17 protein-coding genes are annotated in these 21792 nt (G+C 55.5%); 11 read left to right on the top strand and 6 right to left on the bottom strand.

The genetic code is table 11. From position 1 onward, the window contains the following. Positions 1-29 precede the first annotated feature (29 nt). Positions 30-1283 carry an IS256 family transposase gene (locus AC13DJ_RS17350; protein ID WP_374787904.1) on the bottom strand — a complete coding sequence of 418 codons (1254 nt, stop codon included), beginning with the start codon at positions 1281-1283 and terminating at the stop codon, positions 30-32. Between AC13DJ_RS17350 and AC13DJ_RS17345 the strand changes: the two genes are divergently transcribed. From AC13DJ_RS17345 to AC13DJ_RS17325, 5 genes are read left to right on the top strand one after another with little or no spacing between them, the layout of a single operon-like run. Continuing rightward, a complete protein-coding gene (locus tag AC13DJ_RS17345) occupies positions 1282-1545 on the top strand; it encodes a hypothetical protein (RefSeq protein WP_482936989.1) in 264 nt (87 codons plus the stop codon). The genes AC13DJ_RS17350 and AC13DJ_RS17345 overlap by 2 nt on opposite strands. Positions 1546-1559: 14 nt before the next feature. Next, positions 1560-3659, top strand: a complete 2100-nt coding sequence (locus tag AC13DJ_RS17340; protein WP_474539911.1) for a DEAD/DEAH box helicase — start codon at positions 1560-1562, stop codon at positions 3657-3659. Continuing rightward, positions 3656-4990 (top strand): DNA-processing protein DprA, encoded by a 1335-nt coding sequence (locus AC13DJ_RS17335; protein ID WP_474539910.1) that lies wholly within the window; start codon positions 3656-3658, stop codon positions 4988-4990. Before AC13DJ_RS17340 ends, AC13DJ_RS17335 begins: the two co-directional genes overlap by 4 nt. Before the next feature lie 12 nt (positions 4991-5002). Continuing rightward, the gene (locus tag AC13DJ_RS17330) at positions 5003-6967 is read left to right on the top strand and encodes a type I restriction endonuclease subunit R (RefSeq protein ID WP_482936988.1); all 1965 of its coding nucleotides are present in this window, start codon (positions 5003-5005) and stop codon (positions 6965-6967) included. Positions 6968-6979: 12 nt separating this feature from the next. Continuing rightward, positions 6980-8245 (top strand): type I restriction enzyme endonuclease domain-containing protein, encoded by a 1266-nt coding sequence (locus AC13DJ_RS17325; protein ID WP_482936987.1) that lies wholly within the window; start codon positions 6980-6982, stop codon positions 8243-8245. 230 nt (positions 8246-8475) lie between these two features. Here the strand turns inward: AC13DJ_RS17325 and AC13DJ_RS17320 are convergent, their stop codons facing one another. Then, the gene (locus AC13DJ_RS17320) at positions 8476-8703 is read right to left on the bottom strand and encodes an antitoxin VbhA family protein (RefSeq protein WP_474539907.1); all 228 of its coding nucleotides are present in this window, start codon (positions 8701-8703) and stop codon (positions 8476-8478) included. 386 nt (positions 8704-9089) lie between these two features. Between AC13DJ_RS17320 and AC13DJ_RS17315 the strand changes: the two genes are divergently transcribed. From AC13DJ_RS17315 to AC13DJ_RS17300, 4 genes are all read left to right on the top strand, one after another. Then, a complete protein-coding gene (locus AC13DJ_RS17315) occupies positions 9090-10856 on the top strand; it encodes an SLC13 family permease (protein ID WP_482933958.1) in 1767 nt (588 codons plus the stop codon). 132 nt (positions 10857-10988) lie between these two features. Then, a complete protein-coding gene (locus AC13DJ_RS17310) occupies positions 10989-11141 on the top strand; it encodes a hypothetical protein (protein WP_482933957.1) in 153 nt (50 codons plus the stop codon). A gap of 51 nt (positions 11142-11192) precedes the next feature. After that, the gene (locus tag AC13DJ_RS17305; protein WP_482933956.1) at positions 11193-11741 is read left to right on the top strand and encodes a cytochrome b; all 549 of its coding nucleotides are present in this window, start codon (positions 11193-11195) and stop codon (positions 11739-11741) included. Between the two features lie 53 nt (positions 11742-11794). Beyond that, positions 11795-12376: a YceI family protein gene (locus AC13DJ_RS17300; RefSeq protein WP_476130251.1), complete on the top strand. Its 582-nt coding sequence runs from the start codon at positions 11795-11797 to the stop codon at positions 12374-12376. 70 nt (positions 12377-12446) lie between these two features. Here AC13DJ_RS17300 and AC13DJ_RS17295 read toward each other — a convergent pair whose 3' ends face one another. Continuing rightward, the gene (locus AC13DJ_RS17295; protein ID WP_288371480.1) at positions 12447-12683 is read right to left on the bottom strand and encodes a hypothetical protein; all 237 of its coding nucleotides are present in this window, start codon (positions 12681-12683) and stop codon (positions 12447-12449) included. Positions 12684-12902: 219 nt separating this feature from the next. Between AC13DJ_RS17295 and parC the strand changes: the two genes are divergently transcribed. Together parC and serB are read left to right on the top strand one after the other, a co-directional pair. Beyond that, complete coding sequence (parC, locus tag AC13DJ_RS17290; protein ID WP_058341354.1) at positions 12903-15215, top strand: DNA topoisomerase IV subunit A; 2313 nt, start codon at positions 12903-12905, stop codon at positions 15213-15215. Then, positions 15208-16440, top strand: a complete 1233-nt coding sequence (gene serB, locus AC13DJ_RS17285) for a phosphoserine phosphatase SerB (protein ID WP_474539903.1) — start codon at positions 15208-15210, stop codon at positions 16438-16440. The genes parC and serB overlap by 8 nt, the downstream gene beginning before the upstream one ends. 59 nt (positions 16441-16499) lie before the next feature. Here serB and AC13DJ_RS17280 read toward each other — a convergent pair whose 3' ends face one another. From AC13DJ_RS17280 to epmB, 3 genes are all read right to left on the bottom strand, one after another. Further along, entirely contained in the window at positions 16500-18584 is a 2085-nt protein-coding gene (locus AC13DJ_RS17280; RefSeq protein WP_474539902.1) for an EAL domain-containing protein, read from the bottom strand. A gap of 108 nt (positions 18585-18692) precedes the next feature. Further along, entirely contained in the window at positions 18693-20498 is a 1806-nt protein-coding gene (locus tag AC13DJ_RS17275) for a GTPase (RefSeq protein ID WP_474539901.1), read from the bottom strand. A gap of 174 nt (positions 20499-20672) precedes the next feature. Beyond that, the gene (epmB, locus tag AC13DJ_RS17270; RefSeq protein ID WP_482933955.1) at positions 20673-21770 is read right to left on the bottom strand and encodes an EF-P beta-lysylation protein EpmB; all 1098 of its coding nucleotides are present in this window, start codon (positions 21768-21770) and stop codon (positions 20673-20675) included. Between the last annotated feature and the right edge of the window lie 22 nt (positions 21771-21792).

The following is a 21792-nucleotide window of genomic DNA, read 5'->3' as shown; positions in this document are numbered from 1 at the left end:
GAGTTATTGTCAAATCTGGTGTATGACCATCAGGCAGCGTTCCTGCCAGATTGATCTTCCACCTGTATTCCATCCTGAAACTGCACGTTGTCCACGACCAGCTTCAGTTGGTCAAACCCCTTGATTCGCTTCCAGCGTTTCTGGGCGGACTGGAGCAGTTTGAACACCATCGATAACGTGGTGTCGCGGGAGCCGCAGGATCGGCTCCGTTTGGTTCTCAGCCGTACTGTGGCGAAGGTGGATTCAATCGGATTGGTGGTCCGCAAGTGAATCCAGTGAATCGCCGGGAAGTCATAGAAGGCCAGCAGCGCCTCCCGGTCCTTCTCCAGATTTTCCATGGCCTTCGGGTACTTGTCCCGGAACCGCCTCAGGGTGCTGTCGAACGCCTTGTGGGCGCTGTCTCGTGTCTCGGCCAGATAGATCTCGTGCAAGGCTGACTTCACCTTCGGCTGCATCGATTTTGGCAGCTTGTCCAGCACATTGGCGGTCTTATGAACCCAGCACCGCTGATGCCGGGTGTCCGGAAATACCTTGCTCAGGGCCTTCCAGAACCCCAGCGCACCATCACCAACAGCCAGCTTGGGCGAAGGCTCCAGGCCACGTTCCCGCAAATCCGTGAGCAGCTCTCGCCAACTGGCCTCGGACTCCCGGTGGCCGTCCTCGACAGCAACCAACTCCTTGTGGCCGTGCTCGGTCACGCCGATGATCACCAGCAGGCAGAGCCGGTCATCCAGGCGGACGTTGCTGTACACGCCGTCGGCCCACCAGTAGACGTAACGCTTCTGGCTCAGGTCTCGCCGCTGCCAGTCCTTATGCTCATCCAGCCACTTGGCCTTGAGCCGGGACACTGTGTTGGCCGACAGGCCATTGGCTTGTTCACCAACCAGCGCACTCAGGGCCTCCTGGAAATCACCGGAGGAAATACCTCGCAGGTAGAGCCAGGGAATCAGTTCCTCCAGGCTCCGGGCGCGCTTCAAGTAGGGTGGCAGCAGGTGGCTGTTGAAGCGAATACCGGAGCCACTGCGATCCCGGACTTTGGGAACCTGGACTTCTACGTCGCCGACGCCTGTCTGAACAGCGCGTTTGGGAAGGTGCCCATTACGCACCACAGCACGGCGGCCATCCGGCGTCTTGACGTCCGCGTACTGCTTCAACAGGCTCTCCAGCTCCGTCTCAACGGCCTGTGCGATCAGGTCCCGGGCACCCTGCCGGATCAACTCGTGCAACGGGTCGTTGCTGGCTACCTCTGGTTGTGAAAGAGCATGCAGGTTAGACTCGGACATGGCGTATCATTCCTCTGTTGGTTGTGATCTTGGCGGTGATCAACCAACAGGATACGCCACCCCTTCAGCCTGCTTCCATACACCAGAAATCACCATAACTCGAGAAATACTTATACCCGACGATAAAAACTATCATCGATTCTTATCAGAGGTTAAGCCAATACAAGAACAAATTAATAAGTTGCAGGACTACAACAACAAGCTCGCCCAAGCCCGCGACTTACTGCTACCAAAACTTATGAGCGGCGAGCTAACCGTGTAAATCAAGGAGTGAACATGAATCGAGCCCAAGCCCAACAATTACTACAAATCGCTCTGGCAAATCCTACTGCCGAATTCCGTGATGGTCAGTGGGAAGCCATTGATGCATTGGTGAATCATCGTCAGAAACTGCTGGTGGTTCAGCGTACTGGTTGGGGTAAAAGCTCGGTTTACTTTATCAGCACCAAAATCTTCCGCGATCGAGGTATGGGGCCAACCATTATTGTCTCTCCATTGCTGGCGTTGATGCGCAATCAAGTTGACGCGGCTGTTCGATTAGGGCTTGAAGCTGTTCGATGGGATTCAACGAACCGAGAAGAGCGGCCAAGTATACTTCGAAGACTTCAAGGTAACGAAATAGATGTGCTTTTCATCCACCCGAAACAGTTTTCCAATCAAGTATTTCTTGATGATGTGCTTGCGCCAATCTCCGATAGAGTGGGGTTGATGGTTGTTGATGAGGCGCACTGTATTTCTGACTGGGGGCATGACTTTATCCCGGAGTACCGGCTGATCGCCAACATCCTGCGTGGGTTACCGGCTAACACTGGCGTGCTGGGAACAACAGCCACTGCGAATGATCGGGTGGTGGCAGATGTTCAAACACAGCTCGGCGATATTCAGATCCACCGTGGCCCATTGATGCGGGAGAGCCTTGCGTTGCAAACCCTGATACTGCCCGATCAGGCGTCGCGTTTGGCCTGGCTAGCGCAGGTGATCCCTACTTTGCCGGGCACAGGCATTGTCTACACATTGACGGTGCGTGACGCTGAGCAAGTGGCTGAGTGGTTAAGCAATAACGGCATCGATGCTAAAGCTTATTACGGTAGCGTAAAGGCTGAGGGTTTTGAGAATAGCAATGAATACCGCCCGTATCTCGAGGAATTGTTGCTCAATAACCAATTGAAGGTTCTGGTGTCAACCACCGCTTTGGGTATGGGTTACGACAAGCCGGACTTGAGCTTCGTAATCCACTATCAGGCTCCAGGCTCTATCGTCGCTTATTACCAGCAGGTCGGCCGTGCTGGGCGTGGTATTGACTATGCCTTGGGCGTATTGATGTCCGGCGTGGAAGATCAGGATATTCACGAGTTTTTTCGAGATTCGGCCTTTCCATCAGAGGCCCAGGTTAATGAGATTTTGCAGTTGCTGGAACAGAGTGATGGCTTAACCCTCCGCAGGATTGAAGAGCAAACCAACCTGCGTCATGGCCAAATTGAAAAAGTGCTTAACCTTCTGAGTGTGGAAAACCCCGCTCCCGCAATTAAAGACGGCAGCTGTTGGTTTAGAACGCCCGTGCATTATCGAATGGATCATGCCCGCATTGCTCATTTGACGGGACAACGAGTACAGGAGTGGCAGGAGGTTCAGGCATATTTGGAAGATACTGGGTGTAAGATGACTTTTCTGCGTCGGGCGCTGGACGATCTCGACCCAACTCCCTGCGGTAAATGTTCATCTTGTCTAGGTCAGCTTGTGATCGATATACCGGTAGATCCTACCTTAGTGCATCGCGCGGGTACTTTCCTTAAACACGCGGAAATACATATCACACCCAACGTACAGGTGGCCTCCAATGCGTTTGTGGAATACGGCTTTAAGGGTAATCTGCCGCATGGGTTGCGTGCACAAGAAGGCCGTGTTTTGTCCCGTTGGGGGGATGCTGGTTGGGGGCGTACGGTTGCCGACAACAAACATGCTGGGCGCTTTAGTGATGACCTGGTAGAGGCCATGGCAGAAATGATTCTGCAACGGTGGCAGCCCAATCCCGCGCCACAGTGGGTGTGCTGTGTACCGTCACGTAATCATCCTGAATTGGTGCCTGATTTTGCCCGTCGCCTGGCCGCACGGTTAGGCCTTCCATTTTTAGATGCCGTAAGCAAAGTCAAAGATAACCAGCCGCAAAAAGGCCAGCAAAATCGCTTTCATCAATGCCGAAATCTGGATGGTGCGTTTGCAATCGAGCAGCCTGTGCCGGATGCGCCGGTTCTCTTGGTGGATGATATTGTGGATTCTGGCTGGACGCTGACGGTCATCGCCGCGCTCTTACAGCAAGCAGGCAGCGGTGTGGTCTATCCCGTTGCGCTAGCTTCTTCTTCGGTAAAAGATTCATGAACGTATCCAGCTTATTGTCACCCACGGCGCAAGCGACCTTGCTGCTGACGAGCTACTTTTCGAAAGCCAGTAGCGAAAGCGCTAAGCCGCTTACTAACGCAGAGTGGGGGCGCTTTGCCTTATGGTTAAAAGAAAAGTCCACCACACCGGCCGACCTGTTGGTTGCCGATCCGAAAGCGTTGCTGCAAGGCTGGCATGATGCGCGTATCAGTGCGGAGCGCATCATTGAGCTGCTGAACCGTGGCCACAGTCTCGCACTGGCCATGGAAAAATGGCAACGGGCTGGCCTCTGGGTGGTGACTCGCTCCGACTCTGAATACCCAAGGCGCTTGAAGCAGCGGTTGAAAACGGATTCCCCGCCAGTGCTGTTTGGCTGCGGTAACAAAGCCTTGTTGAATGCGGGCGGTTTGGCGGTTATCGGCTCGCGTAATGCCAGTGAGTCTGATTTGGCTTTTACTGACCAAGTAGGTGCCAAAGCAGCATCAGAGGGCATTGCCATTGTCTCCGGTGGTGCGCGCGGTGTCGATGAAGCGGCAATGCTAGGTGCCGTAAAGCATGGTGGTATTGTAATCGGCGTGATGGCCGATAGCCTGCTAAAAGCGGCGACTAGCAGCAAGTGGCGTAAAGGCCTGATGGATGGCCATGCAGTGTTGGTATCGCCTTTCTACCCCGAGGCGGGGTTTAGTGCCGGTAATGCCATGGCCCGCAATAAATATATCTACTGTCTGGCAGACAGCTCCCTGGTGATTCACTCCGGCAAAAAAGGCGGCACGCTCAACGGAGCAGAAGAAAACCTGAAAAAAACATGGGTGCCGCTGTGGGTTAAACACACGACGGACAAAGATGCGGCCAATGCCGATTTGGTAGCCAAAGGTGGTCGTTGGTTGGAGGCTGATGCTCAAGCCTTAACGATTGCTGATTTAGTGAGAAATGAAGATGTCCGTTCGAGTCAGGTTAAGGAAGAGCAGGTTGATCTCTTTGCCATGCCAGCGCAACCTGAGTTGTTTGCAGAGCTCGAGCCTGAGCCTGAAAGAGACGCTTTCAAAGCAGAGCGCGAACGTGTAGTTGCCGAAAGCCAAGCAGAGATTGAGGATCAATCAGAGCAGATTGCTGAAAGCGAAGCCGCACCATCAGGCCCCGTCGATTTTTACCGGTTGTTTGCTAGCGAGCTTCAAAGGTTAGCTAAGGAACCCGTTTCAGTCGATGAGCTGATTGTCAGCACGCAACTACACAAGTCACAGTTAAATGATTGGTTGAAGCGTGCTGTAGAAGCCGGGGTGGTGAAAAAGCTCAATCGCCCAGTACGTTATCAAGTAAAGAACAAGAAGTAGAAGGACTTAATCATGGCCATGACTGAAGAAACCCTGGTTCAGGAGGTCACCGCAGACTACCTGCTGAACCAATTGCAGTGGGATGAATCTATCCTGGGCATGTATGAAAAGCTAGGCAAGGAAGGTGATTTAGGGCGGCTTTCAGAGCAAGAAGTCGTGTTAACCCGTTATCTGGGAGAGAAGTTAATTGAGCTGAATCCAGGCTTGTCGGATGTCGCCTACCAAGAGGCACTGCGCGTTGTATGTGAAATGCCGCCATCCACCAATATTGTTGCGGTGAACAAGGAAAAGTATTCGCTGCACAAAAATGGTGTGGAAGTCAGTTTCTATAACGAAAAAGGCGAGCGGGTAAAGAAGCGACTTCGTCTGTTTGACTTCGATAATTACGAAAATAACCACTTCTTGCTGGTGCGGGAGTTCTGGATTAAAGGCGATATTTATCGTCGCAGGGCAGACCTTGTCGGATTTGTAAATGGCATTCCCCTGTTATTCATGGAGGTGAAAAACGTTAATACGGACATTCGTGCTGCCTACGAACAGAATCTCGCCGACTACAAAGATACGGTACCGCACCTCTTTTACCACAATGCCTTCATTATTCTGGGCAATGGCATTGATGCCAAGATCGGCTCGGTTTCCAGCAAATTTGAACATTTTAATGACTGGAAACGCTTGAACGAAAGTGAGCCTGGCGTGGTGGATATGGAAACCTTGCTGAAGGGTACCTGCTCCAAAGCCAACCTCATGGACATTTTTGAGAACTTCACTCTGTTTGACCAGAGCTCGGGCCGCCTGGTAAAGATTATTGCCCGCAATCACCAATATCTTGGTGTTAGCCGCGCCATTGATGCCGTGATTAATCGTGGCGAGCGGATGGGTAAGTTGGGAGTTTTCTGGCATACCCAGGGCTCTGGAAAGTCCTATTCGATTGTCTTTTTCGCTCAGATGGTGCATCGAAAACTGGGTGGGAACTATACCTTTGTGGTGCTGACTGACCGAGAAGATCTCGATACACAGATTTATAAAACCTTTGCAGGCTGTGGCTTGGTCGACAACGATAAAGACCCGTGCCGCGCCGATAGTGGTAAAGACCTGAAAGAGCTGATCGGCCAGCAAAAGGCGTTTGTATTTACCTTGATTCAAAAATTTAACGAAAAGGTAGACCCTAAAAACCCTTATTCCGAGCGCGACGACATCATCGTCATCACTGATGAGGCGCATCGCACACAATATGGCACCTTGTCTTTAAATATGCGCAATGCGTTGCCCAATGCCAGTTTTATCGGCTTTACCGGAACGCCCTTGTTTAAAGACGATGAGATTACCAAGAAGGTATTTGGTGATTACATCTCTACCTATGATTTCCAGCGGGCTGTAGAAGATAAAGCGACGGTGCCCTTGTACTACGATGCCCGTGGTGAAGAGTTGGTATTCACCGATGAGGATGGCAACGAGCACACGGTTGCTGACCCCAAAGGAATCAATGAACGCATCGCTGAAAAGCTGGATGAATTGGAAATCGAGGATGTTGACGTTCAGCAAAGGCTAGAGCGCGAGCTAAAGCGTGATTATCACATCATTACCGCAACCAGCCGACTGGATCAAATTGCCCGTGATTTTGTGGCCCACTATGCCAATGCCTGGGAAACAGGCAAGGCCATGTTTGTATGCATCGACAAGATTACTTGCGTGCGTATGCACAAACTGATCGACTTTTACTGGCAGCAAGAAATAAAGGCCAAAGAAAAAGAGCTTCTGTCAGCAACCGACGAGCAGGACCTGGCCTGGCGAGAGCGTCAATTGGCATGGATGAAAGAAACGCTGATGGCTGTTGTGGTCAGTGAAGAGCAGGGAGAAGTCGCCAAGTTCGAAAAATGGGGGCTGGATATTAAACCTCATCGACAGCTACTTAAAGCGGGATTTGAACTGGCTGACGGCTCTCGCCTGGATATGGAAGAGGCTTTTAAATCCAGCTAGCACCCATTCAGAGTGGCCGTAGTGTGTGCCATGTGGCTAACCGGATTTGACGTGCCAACACTTTCGACCCTTTATTTAGACAAGCCCTTGAAGGCGCATACATTAATGCAAGCCATTGCTAGGGCAAATCGCGTGGCGGAAGGCAAGAATAATGGCTTGATTGTGGATTACTGCGGAATACTGAAAAACCTCCGCAAAGCTTTGGCGACCTTTGCCGGTGCTGGCGATGAAGGGCACGGCGGTGGTGAGGGAGAAAAAGAGCCAGCCAAGCCCAACGAAGAGTTGTTGGAGAGTCTGAACGAGTCGATTAGTTTTGTCGCTGAGTTTTTACGAAAGCATGATTTTGAACTGAGCCGAATTATCACAGAAACAGGCTTTGCCAAGAATGCTGCGATTTCCCAGGCCAAAGAAACCATCAATCAGAATGACGAAACAAGAAAACGTTTTGAGGTTATGGCCAGAGATGTGTTCAGCAAGTTTAAAGCCTGTATTAATGTGCCGGGCGTAAATGGCTATCGTGATATGCGTGATGCGATCAATGTGCTTTATAAGAGTTTGCAGTCAGACAAGGAGAAAGCCGATGTCTCCGATATCATGAAAGAACTGTATGAGATCGTTGATGGTAGTATCGACACCACACAAAAAATCAAAGAGCCAAAACCGGATGGTGATCGAATTTACGATATCAGCAAGATCGATTTTGACCGTCTTCGCCAGGAGTTCGCTCGTTCAGAGCGCAAGAATACAACGGTGCAGTCGCTTAAGCACGTGGTTGAGAAAAAGCTAGCTCGCCTCATGATGCAGAACCCGCTGCGCACTGACTATCAAGAGCACTACGAAAAGCTGGTTAAGGAGTATAACCAGGAAAAGGATCGCGTGGTGATTGAGAAAACCTTCGAGGCACTGCTCAGACTTAATGGTGAGCTTTCCCATGAAGAAAAGCGTGCGATGCGAGAAGGTTTGGATGAGGAGTCCCTGGTGTTGTTCGACCTGTTGAGTAAGCCCAACTTACAGCCTAAGGAAGTGGCGCAAATTAAGCAGGTCGCAACCTCATTGCTCGCAACACTTAAGGCTGAACGGCTGAGGGTGGGCAATTGGAAACAGAAAGAATCATCGCGTGATGCTGTCAAACAGCAGATATTTGATTTTCTCTATGACGAAAAGACGGGGCTGCCCATTGAGCAATATGAAGAAGAAGAGATTTCAGATATTACAGAAAAGGTTTTTCTTCACGTATATCGGGCCTACCCAAGTCTGCCTTCGCCAATTTATGGGTAGGTAATTGCCCGAAGTTGAGCATAACAAGGGCACAGTGCCCCCTGTTACGCAGAGCGAGGATAAATGACCAAGCCTCTTTCAGAGACTTTTGAAACCACCGCATATAGGAACGTCCCTGTATTTTCGGTGCACCGTTAAGTGATGGGCACTGCGCGTCGTTCATTCGCAGCACCTCAAAAGTAAACTTTGATAAAGGACGTTCGCAGAAGCGTCGTGGAGGGAGTAGTCATTTATGGACAAGGAGATACGGCCTGACCCGCTGCAATATCAAGAGTAGCTTGATTCTGAGATTGGAATTTCTTAACGAGGTCGCGACGAAGCTGAGCAGAATCAACGTTGCCAGCAATGATGTCCTTCATCGTCTGTTCATCCTGCTTGGAAACCGGAATACCTTCGAGGCGGCAGGAACCGGCGACCTGTGCAGCAAGAAAATTCGCTGAGAAGCGTGGAGAGCGCATAAATCATCCCATGGGCGAATGCCTCATCATAATAGGGCGCAGACTCTGCTCAAGCAATTGACACCGATTTTTTGGCAGGACATGAGAGCCAGCCGCAGCGGACTTGAGTGTGGTTTATAAAACAGAGGGTTAAAGCTGATCTAAATGCTAATGCCATCTTTTGAGTCGGGTAGTCAGCTATAGTGCCAGCATATGGGCAAAAAGTGTGACAGCATATAGATTATGCCTGCCTGAAGAATCATAGACTTAACGGATCGTTTAGTGTCACCTTATGGGTGAACCTACATTGATATTCCTTAATAAACTATAAAAATCGATAGTTATTCTTTCTCAGAATTTGTCTGCCTCGCTATCCTGCCAGTTTTTGAACCGGAAAAGACCGAGTTATGGACTGGCAAGGATGGTTTTCCCTGGGGCTTGCGCTAGTGGCCCTGTTATTGATGAGTTCCGGCCGCTTTGCACCGCACATGGTGATGATGGCGGCCTTGGTGGTGCTCAGTGCCAGCGGCATTATCTCGGCTGACCAGGCACTGGCCGGGTTCAGCAATAGCGGTCTGATTACTGTTGTCGCCATGTTTATGGTAGCGGCGGGTATTCATCATTCCGGCGGCGTTGATCTGTTAGTGAACCACCTCCTGCGCAGCCCCAAATCCGTCCGTTCCGCCCAGGCCCGTATTGCGCTGCCCGTCGCCTTGTTGAGCGGTTTCCTGAACAACACGCCGGTGGTTGCCACCATGATCCCCGCCGTTCATGCCTGGTCACGGAAGATCGGCATCGCACCCTCCAAGCTAATGATTCCGTTAAGTTACTCGGCCATTCTGGGGGGCACCCTGACGCTGATCGGCACCAGTACTAACCTGGTGGTCAACGGGCAGTACCAGCAGCTGACAGGTGAAGCCGGATTCTCGATATTCTCGATCACTGCGGTGGGTTTGCCGGTCGCGATCACTGGCCTGGCTGTGATGTTGTTGCTGATGCCGCGGGTGTTGCCTGACCGCAAAGACCAGCAGAAGTTTGGGGCCATGAGGGAGTTCACGCTGGAAGTGGCTGTGGCCCTGAACGGCCCGCTGGTGGGGAAAACCGTTGGCGAAGCCGGCTTGCGGGAACTGGAGCGGTTGTACCTGGTGGAGATCGAGAGGGGTGGCAGCGTAGTTACTGCGGTCCCGTCGGAAGAGCGGCTGCGTGGCGGTGATCGGCTGGTGTTTGCCGGTGATACTCAGGCGATTTCAGACCTGTTGCGCATCAATGGCATTGTGCCGTCGGTGCACGATGACGAACCCAGCCTCAGCCAGGACCGTGCGGAACGCCGGCTGGTCGAGGCAGCCTTGTCTCCGCAATCGGATGTCCTGGGCCTGACCATTCGGGATGCCCGGTTCCGGGACCGGTACGGTGCCGTGGTGCTGGCGGTTGCCCGGGGTGGCGAACGGGTGTCCGGCAACCTCGGCAATATCCGGCTGAAGCCCGGGGACGTGTTGCTGCTGGAGGCGCGCCCGGCGTTTGTCAGTCGCCAGCGCTACAACAAAGACTTCCTGTTGATTAATGACCTGGAAACCGAAACGCCACGGCATGACCGGGCGTGGTTATCCTGGGGTATCCTGCTGGTTTTTGTGGGGCTGGCGGCTTGCGGAGTGCTGAGTATGCTCAATGCGGCCCTGCTGGGGGCTGCAATGATGATACTTTTAGGTTGCTGCTCGGTGGGCCAGGCCCAGAAGTCGGTGGATGTGCCGGTTATGCTGACCATTGCCGCGTCCTTTGCACTCGGAGCAGCACTGGAAGAAACGGGAGCGGCCACGTTTATGGCGGAGGGCATTCTGGCGTTCAGTGCCGGCCAGGTTCTGCTCACGCTGTTCCTGGTCTACTGCGCGGTTTCGTTTCTGACGGAAGTGATCACCAATAATGCAGCCGCAGTGTTGGTCATTCCGGTTGTGCTATCGATGACCAACAGCATGGGCGTTCCGGCAGAGCCTTTTGTGATTGCCGTGATGATGGCCGCCTCTGCCAGCTTTGCCACGCCCTTGGGGTATCAGACCAATATGATGGTTTTCGGGCCCGGAGGTTACCGCTTTTCCGACTTTGTGAAAGTGGGGTTGCCAATGAATCTTTTGGTGGGGCTGACGACGGTGGCAGTCATTGCCACTGTGTATGGGCTGTAAAAAGAAAACCCGGCCTTGGCCGGGTTTGTCTGAAATCAGTTGTTGCTGGGTACTACTACGGATTCGTCGAAGTCGAGTTCCATGTCGTTTCCTCTCGGTCACTGAGGCCCCGCGACGGGGCGGATTTAAAGTATGAGTAAATTTTATATCCGCCATGAATTTCAACAATCCGTAGAACCGCATACGCCAAAAGTGGTGGATGTCAACCTCTGTGGATTCTTGATCAGAAATTCTGATGCTGGCCTGCAAAACATTCTGGTTGGTTCACTGTTGGAGGCTCTCTAGACTAGTGCCTGAAGATTACGACCTCGATTTCAGCCCGGGAGGGGCATTGGCATGTCGCTAAAGAATTCTGAACATCACTATGGCTGGCTCGCCGTTGTCCTGCACTGGCTGGTAGCGGCTGTCGTGATTGGGCTGTTCGCCCTGGGATTCTGGATGGTGGATCTGTCCTACTATGATGAATGGTATCGAAAAGGGCCGGACCTGCACCGGAGCATCGGGCTGATACTGTTTGCAGTGGTGGTGTTCCGGTTGCTGTGGCGGTTTATAAACACCAGTCCCAGGCCCCTGGCCAGCCACAAGCGCTGGGAAGTCGTCTCGGCCCATGTGGCCCACAGCCTGCTGTACGTGCTGATGTTTGTCGCGATGGGCAGTGGCTATCTGATTACCACGGCAGACGGTTCGTCGATCAGTGCCTTCGGCTTGTTTGACGTGCCGTCGCTGACCGGTCGGGTGAAGGGTATGGAAGACACTGCGGGTGCCGTTCACCACTGGAGTACCTGGGCACTGGTCGGCCTGGCGGGACTACACGCCCTTGGCGCCCTGAAACACCACTTTATAGACCGGGATGAAACCTTACGCCGGATGTCAGGCCGCGCCTGATTGCCGAAATGTTGTAGAAATTGCTCAAATAAACTGTGTAACAGGAGAACACCATGAAAAAGATTTTCTTGGCATCTGCATTGTCACTGGCCGTTGCCGGAACCGTTCAGGCAGATGATCACAGCGGCACCTACGCGTTTGATACCCAGGGTGCGCACCAGTTCGTCACCTTCAAGATTTCTCATCTGGGTTACAGCTGGCTGTACGGCCGCTTCAACGACTTCGATGGCGAGTTCACCTACGACGCGGAAAACCCGGAGAACAGCTCGGTATCTGTAACCATCGATACCTCCAGCGTCGACTCCAACCACGCCGAGCGGGACAAGCACCTGCGCAGCGAAGACTTCCTGCACGTGGGTGAGTTCCCGGAAGCCACCTTCAAGAGCAAGCGCGTAGTGCTGGATGAAGAAGGCGAGGCAGACATTGTCGGCGACCTGACCCTGCGCGGCGTAACCCGTGAAGTGACCCTGGATACCGAAATGCTGGGCCACGGCCAGGATCCCTGGGGCGGTTACCGGATGGGTTTCGAGGCTGAAACCGAGCTGAAACTGAAAGACTTCGGTATTCCGATGGACCTGGGCAAGGCCTCAGAGACAGTGAAAATCGAGATTTCGGTAGAAGGTATTCGTCAGTAAGTACGAAAAAAGGCGGCCCGGGAATAACCCCGGGCCGCCTTTTTCAGCTATTTCCTTTCCTGAGCGCCGCTCAGCTTTCCTGGGCGCTTCCTGTGTGTTCTGCAGACCGGCACAAATACCGCTGCCGCCAGAACTGTCCCGAAAAAACCACGATCCAGATAACGAAACCCGCCCATAGATAGGGCTCGGGTACCTGGAATGTGCCACTGATAGCAAACTCCACCAGTAGCATCAGGATAACCGCCAGAACGGCGTTGACCAGGGCCGTGACCATGGCATGCCCGCAGGCTTTCAGATTGGGTTTCATAGGTTTCCGCTTGGTTAAAGATAAGACGGCTTTCTACTCACTGTGGCGAGAATACGGCGCACCTTACAGACTCTCCATGCGGGAATTCCGCTATTGGAAATTGGTGTATCCGGGCTGGCGTCCATATAATGTGCCGACATTGCCCGAAGCACACGGCGGGCACAGAGGTTAGCACCACAACCACATTTCAAAACAGGCAGTTAAGGCAAAGAGGCATCTATGCCAGAGTTTCAGACAACGGATGAAGGTTTCGAGCGGGTCTCCCTCAGGGATTATACCGAGAAGGCCTATCTGGACTATTCCATGTACGTCATCCTCGACCGGGCATTGCCCAACGTGGGTGACGGGCTCAAGCCGGTACAGCGCCGGATTGTATATGCCATGTCGGAGCTGGGGCTGAAGTCCACCTCCAAGTACAAGAAGTCCGCCCGTACCGTGGGTGACGTGTTGGGTAAGTTCCATCCCCATGGCGACAGCGCCTGTTATGAAGCTATGGTGCTGATGGCCCAGCCGTTTTCCTACCGCTATCCGCTGGTAGACGGCCAGGGTAACTGGGGTTCTCCGGATGATCCCAAGTCCTTTGCCGCCATGCGTTATACCGAATCCCGCCTGGCGCCCTTCGCTGATGTGCTGCTGGGAGAGCTGGGGCAGGGCACCGTGGACTGGACGCCTAACTTTGACGGCACCATGGAAGAGCCTTCGGTACTGCCGGCACGCCTGCCCCATGTGCTGCTGAACGGCACTACCGGCATTGCCGTGGGTATGGCGACCGACATTCCGCCCCACAACGTGCGGGAAGTGACAGCTGCCTGTATCCGCCTGCTGGATGAGCCGGATGCCACCGTTGACCAGCTGTGTGAACACATCAAGGGCCCGGATTTCCCGACCCGTGCTGAAATCATTACCCCGCGCAAAGACCTGCGGCAAATGTATGAAACTGGTCGCGGTTCGTTGCGCATGCGCGCCCGCTGGGTTCGCGAGAGCGGAGAGGTCGTCATTACCGACCTGCCGCACCAGGTTTCCGGTAACCGGGTGCTGGAGCAGATTGCCCAGCAGATGCAAACCAAGAAGCTGCCCATGGTGGCAGACCTTCGGGACGAGTCAGATCACGAAAACCCCACCCGCCTGGTGATTGTGCCGCGTTCCAACCGGGTAGACCTGGACGGCCTGATGGCCCACCTGTTTGCCAGCACAGACCTTGAGAAAACCTACCGGGTGAATATCAATGTGATCGGAAATGACGGCCGCCCCGGGGTGAAAGGCCTGCGTACCATGCTGACCGAGTGGCTGGCGTTCCGGAAAACCACCGTCACCCGCCGCTTGCAGCATCGCCTGGATAAGGTCCTGGCGCGCCTGCACATTCTGGAAGGTTTGCTGATCGCTTATCTGAATATCGATGAAGTGATCGAGATTATCCGTACCGAAGACAAGCCCAAGGCCGAGTTGATGGCCCGTTTCGGGCTGTCGGCGGACCAGGCCGAAGCCATCCTTGAGTTGAAACTGCGCCACCTGGCCAAGCTCGAGGAAATGAAGATCCGTGGCGAACAGGATGAACTGGCCGCCGAGCGCGACGAGCTGCAGTCCATTCTGGGCTCGGAAGACCGTTTGCGGGAACTGATCAAGACCGAGCTGAAGCAGGATGCCGAAACCTTCGGTGATGATCGCCGTTCACCGATCGTTGAGCGGGAAGAGGCCCGGGCCTTCAGTGAAACCGACCTGGTATCCAACGACCCGGTTACCGTAGTGCTGTCTGACAAAGGCTGGGTGCGCGCCGCCAAGGGCCATGATATTGACCCGGCAGGCCTCAGCTACAAGTCTGGCGACCGCTTTGCCCTGGCTGCCCGGGGCCGCAACAACCAGCATGCCATCTTCCTGGATTCCACCGGCCGGGCCTATGCCCTGATGGCCCATAGCCTGCCCTCTGCCCGGGGGCAGGGTGAGCCTTTGACCGGCCGCATCAACCCGCCGTCCGGCGCCACCTTCTCAGGCTTGCTGATGGGTAATCCTGAACGTAAGGCGTTGCTGGTGACCGATGGCGGCTACGGCTTCGTGACGTCACTGAACGACATGGTCAGCAAGAACCGCGCCGGCAAGGCGGTGGTTTCGGTGCCGAAGGGGGCGCGGATCATGCCTCCGGTGGTAATCCCGGAAACCGCGTCCACCCTGTATCTCGCAGCGGTTTCCAACGAGGGCCGGATGCTGGTGTTCCCGCTCACAGAGCTGCCGGAGCTGGCCAAGGGTAAGGGTAACAAGATCATCAGTATTCCCTCGGCCCGGGTGCAGAGCCGTGAAGAGTATGTGGTTGCGGTCGCCGTGTTCGGCGAGGAAGACCAGGTGGAAGTGAAAGCCGGCAAGCGCAAGCTGGGGCTGAAATTCGGCGACCTGGAACATTACCTCGGTGAGCGTGGGCGTCGCGGCCACAAGTTGCCGAGAGGCTTGCAGCGGGTGGATGGTATCGACGTGATTCCGTCTGCATCCCGGGCGCAGGAAGAAGCGCAGGAACAGGAAGGGGAGAGTACAGACAGTGAGTGAGCTGGTACTGGTAAACGTATCCGGGCGCGACAAGCCCGGGCTGACGTCGGAAATTACCGGCATCATGGGCCAGTATGATGTGCGCATCCTGGATATCGGCCAGGCGGTGATCCACGATCACCTGACCTGGGGCATCCTGATCGAAATTCCGGACGAGTCCAAGTCGTCTCCGGTCATCCGGGACCTGCTGTTCCGCCTGCACTCGCTGGACCTGCAGGTGCGCTTTGCGCCGATTACCGTCGAGGAATACCAGGCCTGGGCGGAAGGCCGTAACCGTGCCTGTTACATCGTCACCCTTCTGTCCCGTGACATCAAGGCAGAACAGATTGCCCGGGTGTCGGCGATTACCGCCCGCCATGGCCTGAACATCGATAACATTACCCGGCTGTCGGCCCGGCCTTCGCTCAATCCGAGCGACAACCGGATTGCCTGTGTGGAGTTTTCGGTGCGCGGCACGCCGTCAGACCTGGAACAGCTGCGGGCGGAATTCCTGCACATTGCCGGTGAGATGAACGTGGATATCGCGTTCCAGGAAGATTCCATCTTCCGGCGTAATCGCCGCCTGGTGGTGTTTGATATGGACTCGACCCTGATCGAGGCGGAAGTGATCGACGAGCTGGCCCACGAGGCCGGTGTCGGCGAGCAGGTGGCCGAGATCACCGAGCGGGCCATGCAGGGCGAGCTGGATTTCAGTCAGAGCTTTGCCGAGCGCCTGGCGCTGCTGAAAGGCCTCGATGAATCCGTTCTGGAGGGTATCGCTAACCGCCTGCGTATGACCGAGGGCGCCGAGCACCTGATCCGCAGCCTGAAAGCACTGGGCTATCGCACGGCTATTCTGTCTGGCGGCTTCACCTACTTTGCCCGCCACCTGCAGCAGAAGCTGGGCATCGATTATATCTATGCCAACGAGCTGGAGATTGTCGACGGCAAGGTGACCGGCCAGGTAAAAGGCCAGGTTGTGGATGGCAAGCGCAAGGCGGAGTTGCTGCTGGAAATTGCCGGGAAGGAGCATATCTCCCGGGAGCAGGTGATTGCCGTGGGCGATGGTGCCAATGACTTGCCCATGCTGAGCCAGGCCGGCCTCGGTGTGGCGTTCCGGGCCAAGCCGCTGGTGAAGGAGTCGGCCCGGCATTCCATCTCCACCCTGGGGCTGGATGCGATTCTCTACCTGATCGGTTTCCGGGAAAGCGAAACCAACCTGTTTTTGCAGAATCCCGACCGCTGAAACCACAAAGGGCGAGGTATCACACCTCGCCCTTTGTTTTTCTGGCACCTGTTGCCGGATCAGCCTGCCCCGAAATCGTAGTTCATGGCCGGCGACGGTGCCTGCAGGTAGTTACCCTGGATAAAGTTCACACCCGCCTGGTACAGCAGGGCCAGCACGCTGGCATGCTGCACATCCGGGATGATGGTGATCTTGCCAGCGTTCTGAAGGCCCTTCACCATGGCTTTCAGTTGCTCCTTGCCGGCATCACCCTTGTCCACTTCCTCCACAAAGGATCCATCCAGGCGAACGTAGTCGGCTTCAATGTGTTTCAGGGTGTTGTACGGGTCCAGCGCGCAGCCGAACTGGGAGATAGACACCTTGCTGTGCAACTGGTGCGCAGCCCTGGTGAACTCCTTGGCCTGCTTCATGAAGTTGTTGGCATCGCCTTCACGGAACTGGAATATCAGGGCATCACCGGGCAGCCTTGCGGCTTTCAGGGCAACGCTCAGCCAGGGCGTAAAGGTCTTGTCCTGAACGGTTTCAGCCGACAGGTTCAGGAACAGCCGGGTATCGTGGCCGCTGGCGCGATGGCTGGCCAGTTGCTTGATGGTCTGCAGGATCATCCAGCGGTCAATCTTGGTGGCGGCGTCGTCACGACCGACCGGCGGAAGCTTGTCGAAGGGCGAGACTTCGTTATTGTCTTTGTCCAGCATCAGCACGGTGACTTCGTAGTGCTCGTCGCCTTCGCCACGCAGGTTCATGATCGGCTGGTACATTACCCGGAACCGGCCATCGTCCATGGCCTTGAGAATCGCATCGGCGGAATTGGATTCCTCGATGGTTTCGTAGTCCGCGGGGTTGTATACCTTGACGCCGTTACCGCGTTCGTGGCCTTCCAGTTTCTTTACATCGCCGGAAGCGACATGGGCACGCCCGATCAGTTCTTCAGCCTTCGGGGAATTCTCCGTAATGGCGGCAACACCAATGGAGACCGTTAGCGGCACGGTACGGCCGTTGATGTCGAACAGGTGATCATCCACCGCCTTGCGAACGCCCTCGCACAGCATGGCCATACCTTTCTCGTCACAAGGCATGCACATCATGCAGAAGGCGTCGTCGCTGAGCCGGGCCAGGGTAATGCCTTCGCCGGTGTTGTCTTTGAGCAGTGCGGCAACATCGCCCAGCAACAGGTCTGTGCCGGCGATGCCGATCTGGTGTTTGATGCTCTGGAAGTTGTCCAGGGCAATGTAGGCAAGGGCTCCGGTCTCGTTGTTCTTGCCTGCCTCGGCGATGGTGCGGGCCAGTTCGTCCATCAGGTACTGACGGTTGTAAAGGCCGGTGAGCAGGTCCTGGCTGCTGATCTGCTTCAGCTTTTCTTCCAGCTCGGCATCGCTGTGTTCCGGTTGCAGCACAATCTGGGTGCAGGCTTCGCCATCGTAGGTGGCGGCAGAGACCGACATGGTAACGGCCAGTTCCTGGTGGTCGCTGCGGCGGGCGGTACAGTTCATGGTCATGCCGTCTTTGCGTTCTTCGGCAAAGGCTTTCATGAATTCCTTGTACCGCTCCTGGCTCTCCGGCGTCAGGGTGTCCAGGACCGGGATGCAGATCAGGTCGTCGATATCGTCGTAGCCGAGGAATTCCATGTACGACTGGTTGGCGTAGATATGCATGCCATCGTTGATGTAGGCAATGGCATCCTTGGAGCTTTCCAGCAGCAGCTGGCAACGTTGCTCGGCTTCGCGCAGGTGGGACTCGAGAGTTCGGCGCCGGCGCCGGTCTTCCAGTGCGGCAAGCTCGCGCTTGGCCACCAGAACCAGCAAGTCTTTGTATTCAAAGGGTATCGCATCCTGGGCGCCTGCCCGGATGATGTTGACGGTACGCTCGCGATCGTATTCTTCGGTCAGCAGAACAAAGGGAATGTCCTTGTCCATCCGTTTGATGGTAGCCAGGGCATCATCCGGGCCGAACTCCTGCTCCAGGTCCCGGGCCAGGAACAGATCCCAGTTGGAGTTTTTCAGGGCGTCTTCGAGGTCTTCTTCGGATGTGATTCTGTGCGCCCTGGTCGCTTTGCCGGAGTTGCGCAGCAAGCTGACCATGGATTCTGCATCGTTCTGGGAGGGATCCAGAATCAGAAGGTGTACGGTCGCGGTTTTTTTCTGCATTCCGAGGGCTCTGCATCAAGAAAGGTAGACATTCGTTAATGCCTGAATGATGCAGGGGTTGGCGACCAATAACAACCCTGAAGCGCCCCGGTTGTGGCAGGAGTCCCGTTACAGGGACGGCCAGAGGGAGTCGAATTCGTCTTCCCGGCTACCTGGTGCAGACGGCGGATTCTGGTTATCTCCTGGGAGTATTTCCGGGCTGCGCAGTTTCAGCTCGAACTGGCTGATGCTGCCGGTAGAGGAGACTTTCTTCAGCAGTTGGCCGTGGTCTTCCCGGCCATCGTGCATCAGTGAAATACGGCTGCCGGTCTGGAATGGAAGCCGGGGCGTAATCAGGGTGGCTGCGTGGTTCACCGCACTGATTTCCGGTAACAACAAACCCCGGAGGTATTCACTGCTGTTGCCCATTTTCTGGATCAGCCGGATGGCGCAGGGGGCTGCGCTGGGGGCCAGCAATTCAATGCCAATCTGGGTGCCCTGGTTGCGTACTTGCCGCAACCAGCGAACCACCGCAATGCTCCAGGGGTGGCTGCTTTGCTCCCGAACCCCGAGAATTTCTCCGGCCTGCAGGGTTTTGGGTACGTTGTTCTCCCAGGCCACGCAGTAACCGCCGGGGCTGGTGTTCACCAGCAGCGCGTGGTGGGACTTGGGCAGGTTGCGGTCGTGGTGTTCGGTAACCGCACGGGTGCTGCCGCGGAAGGTGATCGGGGTGTCGACCGAGTGCAGCTTGTCGTCGTGTGGGCCGGCATCGTGTGCTTCAGACCAGGCATCGGCTTTGCGGTTGGCATTGCGGATAAAGCGGTTGTTCTGGTGGTGGCCGTTGTCGTTGCCATCCAGGAACTCCGCAAAGCTCTTCTCGCCCGCAACAAAGTAATGGGTGGCCGACAGGCCAACAGAGATTTCCAGGGTGCCCTGGCTGGCGATACGGTTAAAGTTACGCTTGGCAATAATGCCGAGCGCCTGGCTCAGGTGGGTGAGCAAGGTATCGCTGACCGGGCCGGGAACTTCCAGGCGGGTCTGGGCCTTGCTGTGGGATCTGCGGGCATCGAGGGTTTCGGACAGATAGCCGGACAGTTCCTCGGTGTCGAAACCGAATCCGTTGTCGCCTGCCTTGCCTTCCAGCAGGCTACGGTAGACCGGAGCGCTGTCCCGCTCCATATTGACCACGAACAGGCTGTCAGGGCCGACATCAGGGCCGCATTGGCAGTATTTTGTCCAGCCTTCGAACAGTTCGTATATCTGGGTCAGCTCGGATTGCCGCAGCTGGTTCGGGCGCGCGCATCCGAGTAGCAGGATGCGTATATAACTGTCGGCCACGGTGCTGCCCCGGCTTGCGCTCAGGGTGTCGTCTTCCACATCGTGATCTGCCAGTTTGTTTCGGCAGGCAAAGCGGTAGAGCCGGTGACATTCAAGCCAGCTGTGGGCCGGGCTGGGGCAGTAGAGCTGGTGCGAACGGACAATGGTGGCCGCCAGCTCGGAAATCGCCCGATGGATGGCGATGGCAATGTGTTTGCGGTTCTTGTCCAGGCCACCGTTATCCAGGTATTCCAGCAGGCAGCGCTTATAGCCGGAAGCCAGGTGCAGCTGAAGGGCCTGGGTCAGGTTGGCAATTTTGCGCTGTTTTTCCGGCAGGGCGACGGCCAGGCCCAGGAAGTGGCGCGAAAGCTCGTTGCACACGAAGTGGATGCTGCTGCGGATAGCCTCCAGGTACTGGATGCGCATCTGGGGTGTCAGAAACAGGTGGTTGAGCTCGATAATGGCGTGGTAAAGCTGCCGCGATGATTCACCAATATTGGCCATCGGCAGCTGGTCGACCCAGGCCCGGAATGCCTTCGGCGTTGTATCGCAAAACGACAGGCTTGCTGTTTTCTGCTCGGGAACCTTGAGCTCTGGTTTGAGTATCGTGCCTTCCATGTTCTCACGCCAATGTCTGGGCAGCATCGTATTCGGGCTGAAAATGCCACAAATACAGGCCGTTATTGTTAGTCGGTCATGAACTCTAAGATAGCAAAGCGGCAACAAAAAGCGAGAAATGCACGAGTTGACAATGTTTTACAAGTTACGGTGCGCAAACTTATGCGACAGGTCTCAAACTCCGACAGGAATCGGGGTCTTGCTGGCCTCTCCGGGCAGCTCCCGAACCAGCTTTGGCACCAGGAATCCCGGGAGTTGCTCCATGAGTTCCCGCACCAGTGTTGCAGCCCTTTCATCACTGACATCGAAATGGTGGGCGCCGGCGACCTGGTCGAAGGCGTGCAGGTAGTAGGGTAGTACGCCGGCCTCGAACAGGGACTCGCTCAGCTGCGCCAGGGTTGCCACTGAATCGTTCACGCCACGCAGAATAACGCTCTGGTTGAGCAGGGTGACATCGGCGGCTTTCAGTTTCCGGAAGGCCTCCCGGGTGGCGTCATCGATTTCTGCCGGATGGTTGATATGCACCACCAGCACGGTTTGCAGTCGTGTGTTCGACAGCCAGTCCAGCAGCTGGTCGTTGACCCGTTGAGGGATCACCACCGGCAGCCTTGAGTGGATTCTCAGCCGGCGCAGGTGCGGCACGGTATCCAGTTGTTGTGCCCAGCTGGCCAGCAGCTGGTCGTTGACGGCCAGGGGGTCGCCACCGCTGAAGATAATCTCGTTGATCTCGGGGCTCTGTTGCAGGGTGTCGATAACCTGCCGGCGGTCATCCGGGCCAATCTTCTGGGAGCCATAGGGGAAGTGGCGGCGGAAGCAGTAGCGGCAGTTGATCGCGCACTGGCCGGTCACCATCAGCAGGGCACGGCTGCGGTATTTCCGGATCAGCCCGGTGGTCTGGATGGCGCTGTCTTCCTGCAGCGGGTCGCGAACGAAGCCCGGTTGCTCGGCGGTTTCTTCCAGCAGGGGCAGTACCTGCCGCAGCAACGGGTCGTCCGGGTTGCCCGGCTGCATTCGCTCGATAAAGGGTTCCGGAACCCTTATCGGGAACAGCGTATGGCCCGCCTGTGCGCCGCCCAGCCAACGCTCGACCGGTAACCCAAGGCGCTCCAGCAGCTGTTCCGGCCGGGTGACAGACTGGCTCAGGATCTGCTGCCACGAGGAGCCGGAATCCTGCTTCGGGGCAATGTTCTGTGTGCGGGACGCGGGTTGGCTCAAATCACGGGCTTCTGTCAAATCATGGGCTTCTATAGGGGAGGGGGTTCGCTGTATCATAGCGACCTTTGAAAATTTAACG

The sequence above is a fragment of the Marinobacter sp. L-46 genome (assembly GCF_056859535.1).
This window is presented reverse-complemented; position numbering and strand designations above follow the sequence as displayed.

What these genes read in the sequence shown, in the direction of transcription:
- AC13DJ_RS17320 (WP_474539907.1), bottom strand. Translation starts at nt 8,703, where the DNA reads ATGCGCTCTCCACGCTTCTCAGCGAATTTTCTTGCTGCACAGGTCGCC.
- AC13DJ_RS17280 (WP_474539902.1), bottom strand. Translation starts at nt 18,584, where the DNA reads ATGCAGAAAAAAACCGCGACCGTACACCTTCTGATTCTGGATCCCTCC.
- AC13DJ_RS17275 (WP_474539901.1), bottom strand. Translation starts at nt 20,498, where the DNA reads ATGGAAGGCACGATACTCAAACCAGAGCTCAAGGTTCCCGAGCAGAAA.
- AC13DJ_RS17300 (WP_476130251.1), top strand. Translation starts at nt 11,795, where the DNA reads ATGAAAAAGATTTTCTTGGCATCTGCATTGTCACTGGCCGTTGCCGGA.
- AC13DJ_RS17335 (WP_474539910.1), top strand. Translation starts at nt 3,656, where the DNA reads ATGAACGTATCCAGCTTATTGTCACCCACGGCGCAAGCGACCTTGCTG.
- AC13DJ_RS17295 (WP_288371480.1), bottom strand. Translation starts at nt 12,683, where the DNA reads ATGAAACCCAATCTGAAAGCCTGCGGGCATGCCATGGTCACGGCCCTG.
- epmB (WP_482933955.1), bottom strand. Translation starts at nt 21,770, where the DNA reads ATGATACAGCGAACCCCCTCCCCTATAGAAGCCCATGATTTGACAGAA.
- AC13DJ_RS17330 (WP_482936988.1), top strand. Translation starts at nt 5,003, where the DNA reads ATGGCCATGACTGAAGAAACCCTGGTTCAGGAGGTCACCGCAGACTAC.
- AC13DJ_RS17315 (WP_482933958.1), top strand. Translation starts at nt 9,090, where the DNA reads ATGGACTGGCAAGGATGGTTTTCCCTGGGGCTTGCGCTAGTGGCCCTG.
- parC (WP_058341354.1), top strand. Translation starts at nt 12,903, where the DNA reads ATGCCAGAGTTTCAGACAACGGATGAAGGTTTCGAGCGGGTCTCCCTC.
- AC13DJ_RS17310 (WP_482933957.1), top strand. Translation starts at nt 10,989, where the DNA reads ATGAGTAAATTTTATATCCGCCATGAATTTCAACAATCCGTAGAACCG.
- AC13DJ_RS17350 (WP_374787904.1), bottom strand. Translation starts at nt 1,283, where the DNA reads ATGTCCGAGTCTAACCTGCATGCTCTTTCACAACCAGAGGTAGCCAGC.
- AC13DJ_RS17340 (WP_474539911.1), top strand. Translation starts at nt 1,560, where the DNA reads ATGAATCGAGCCCAAGCCCAACAATTACTACAAATCGCTCTGGCAAAT.
- AC13DJ_RS17345 (WP_482936989.1), top strand. Translation starts at nt 1,282, where the DNA reads ATGGCGTATCATTCCTCTGTTGGTTGTGATCTTGGCGGTGATCAACCA.
- AC13DJ_RS17305 (WP_482933956.1), top strand. Translation starts at nt 11,193, where the DNA reads ATGTCGCTAAAGAATTCTGAACATCACTATGGCTGGCTCGCCGTTGTC.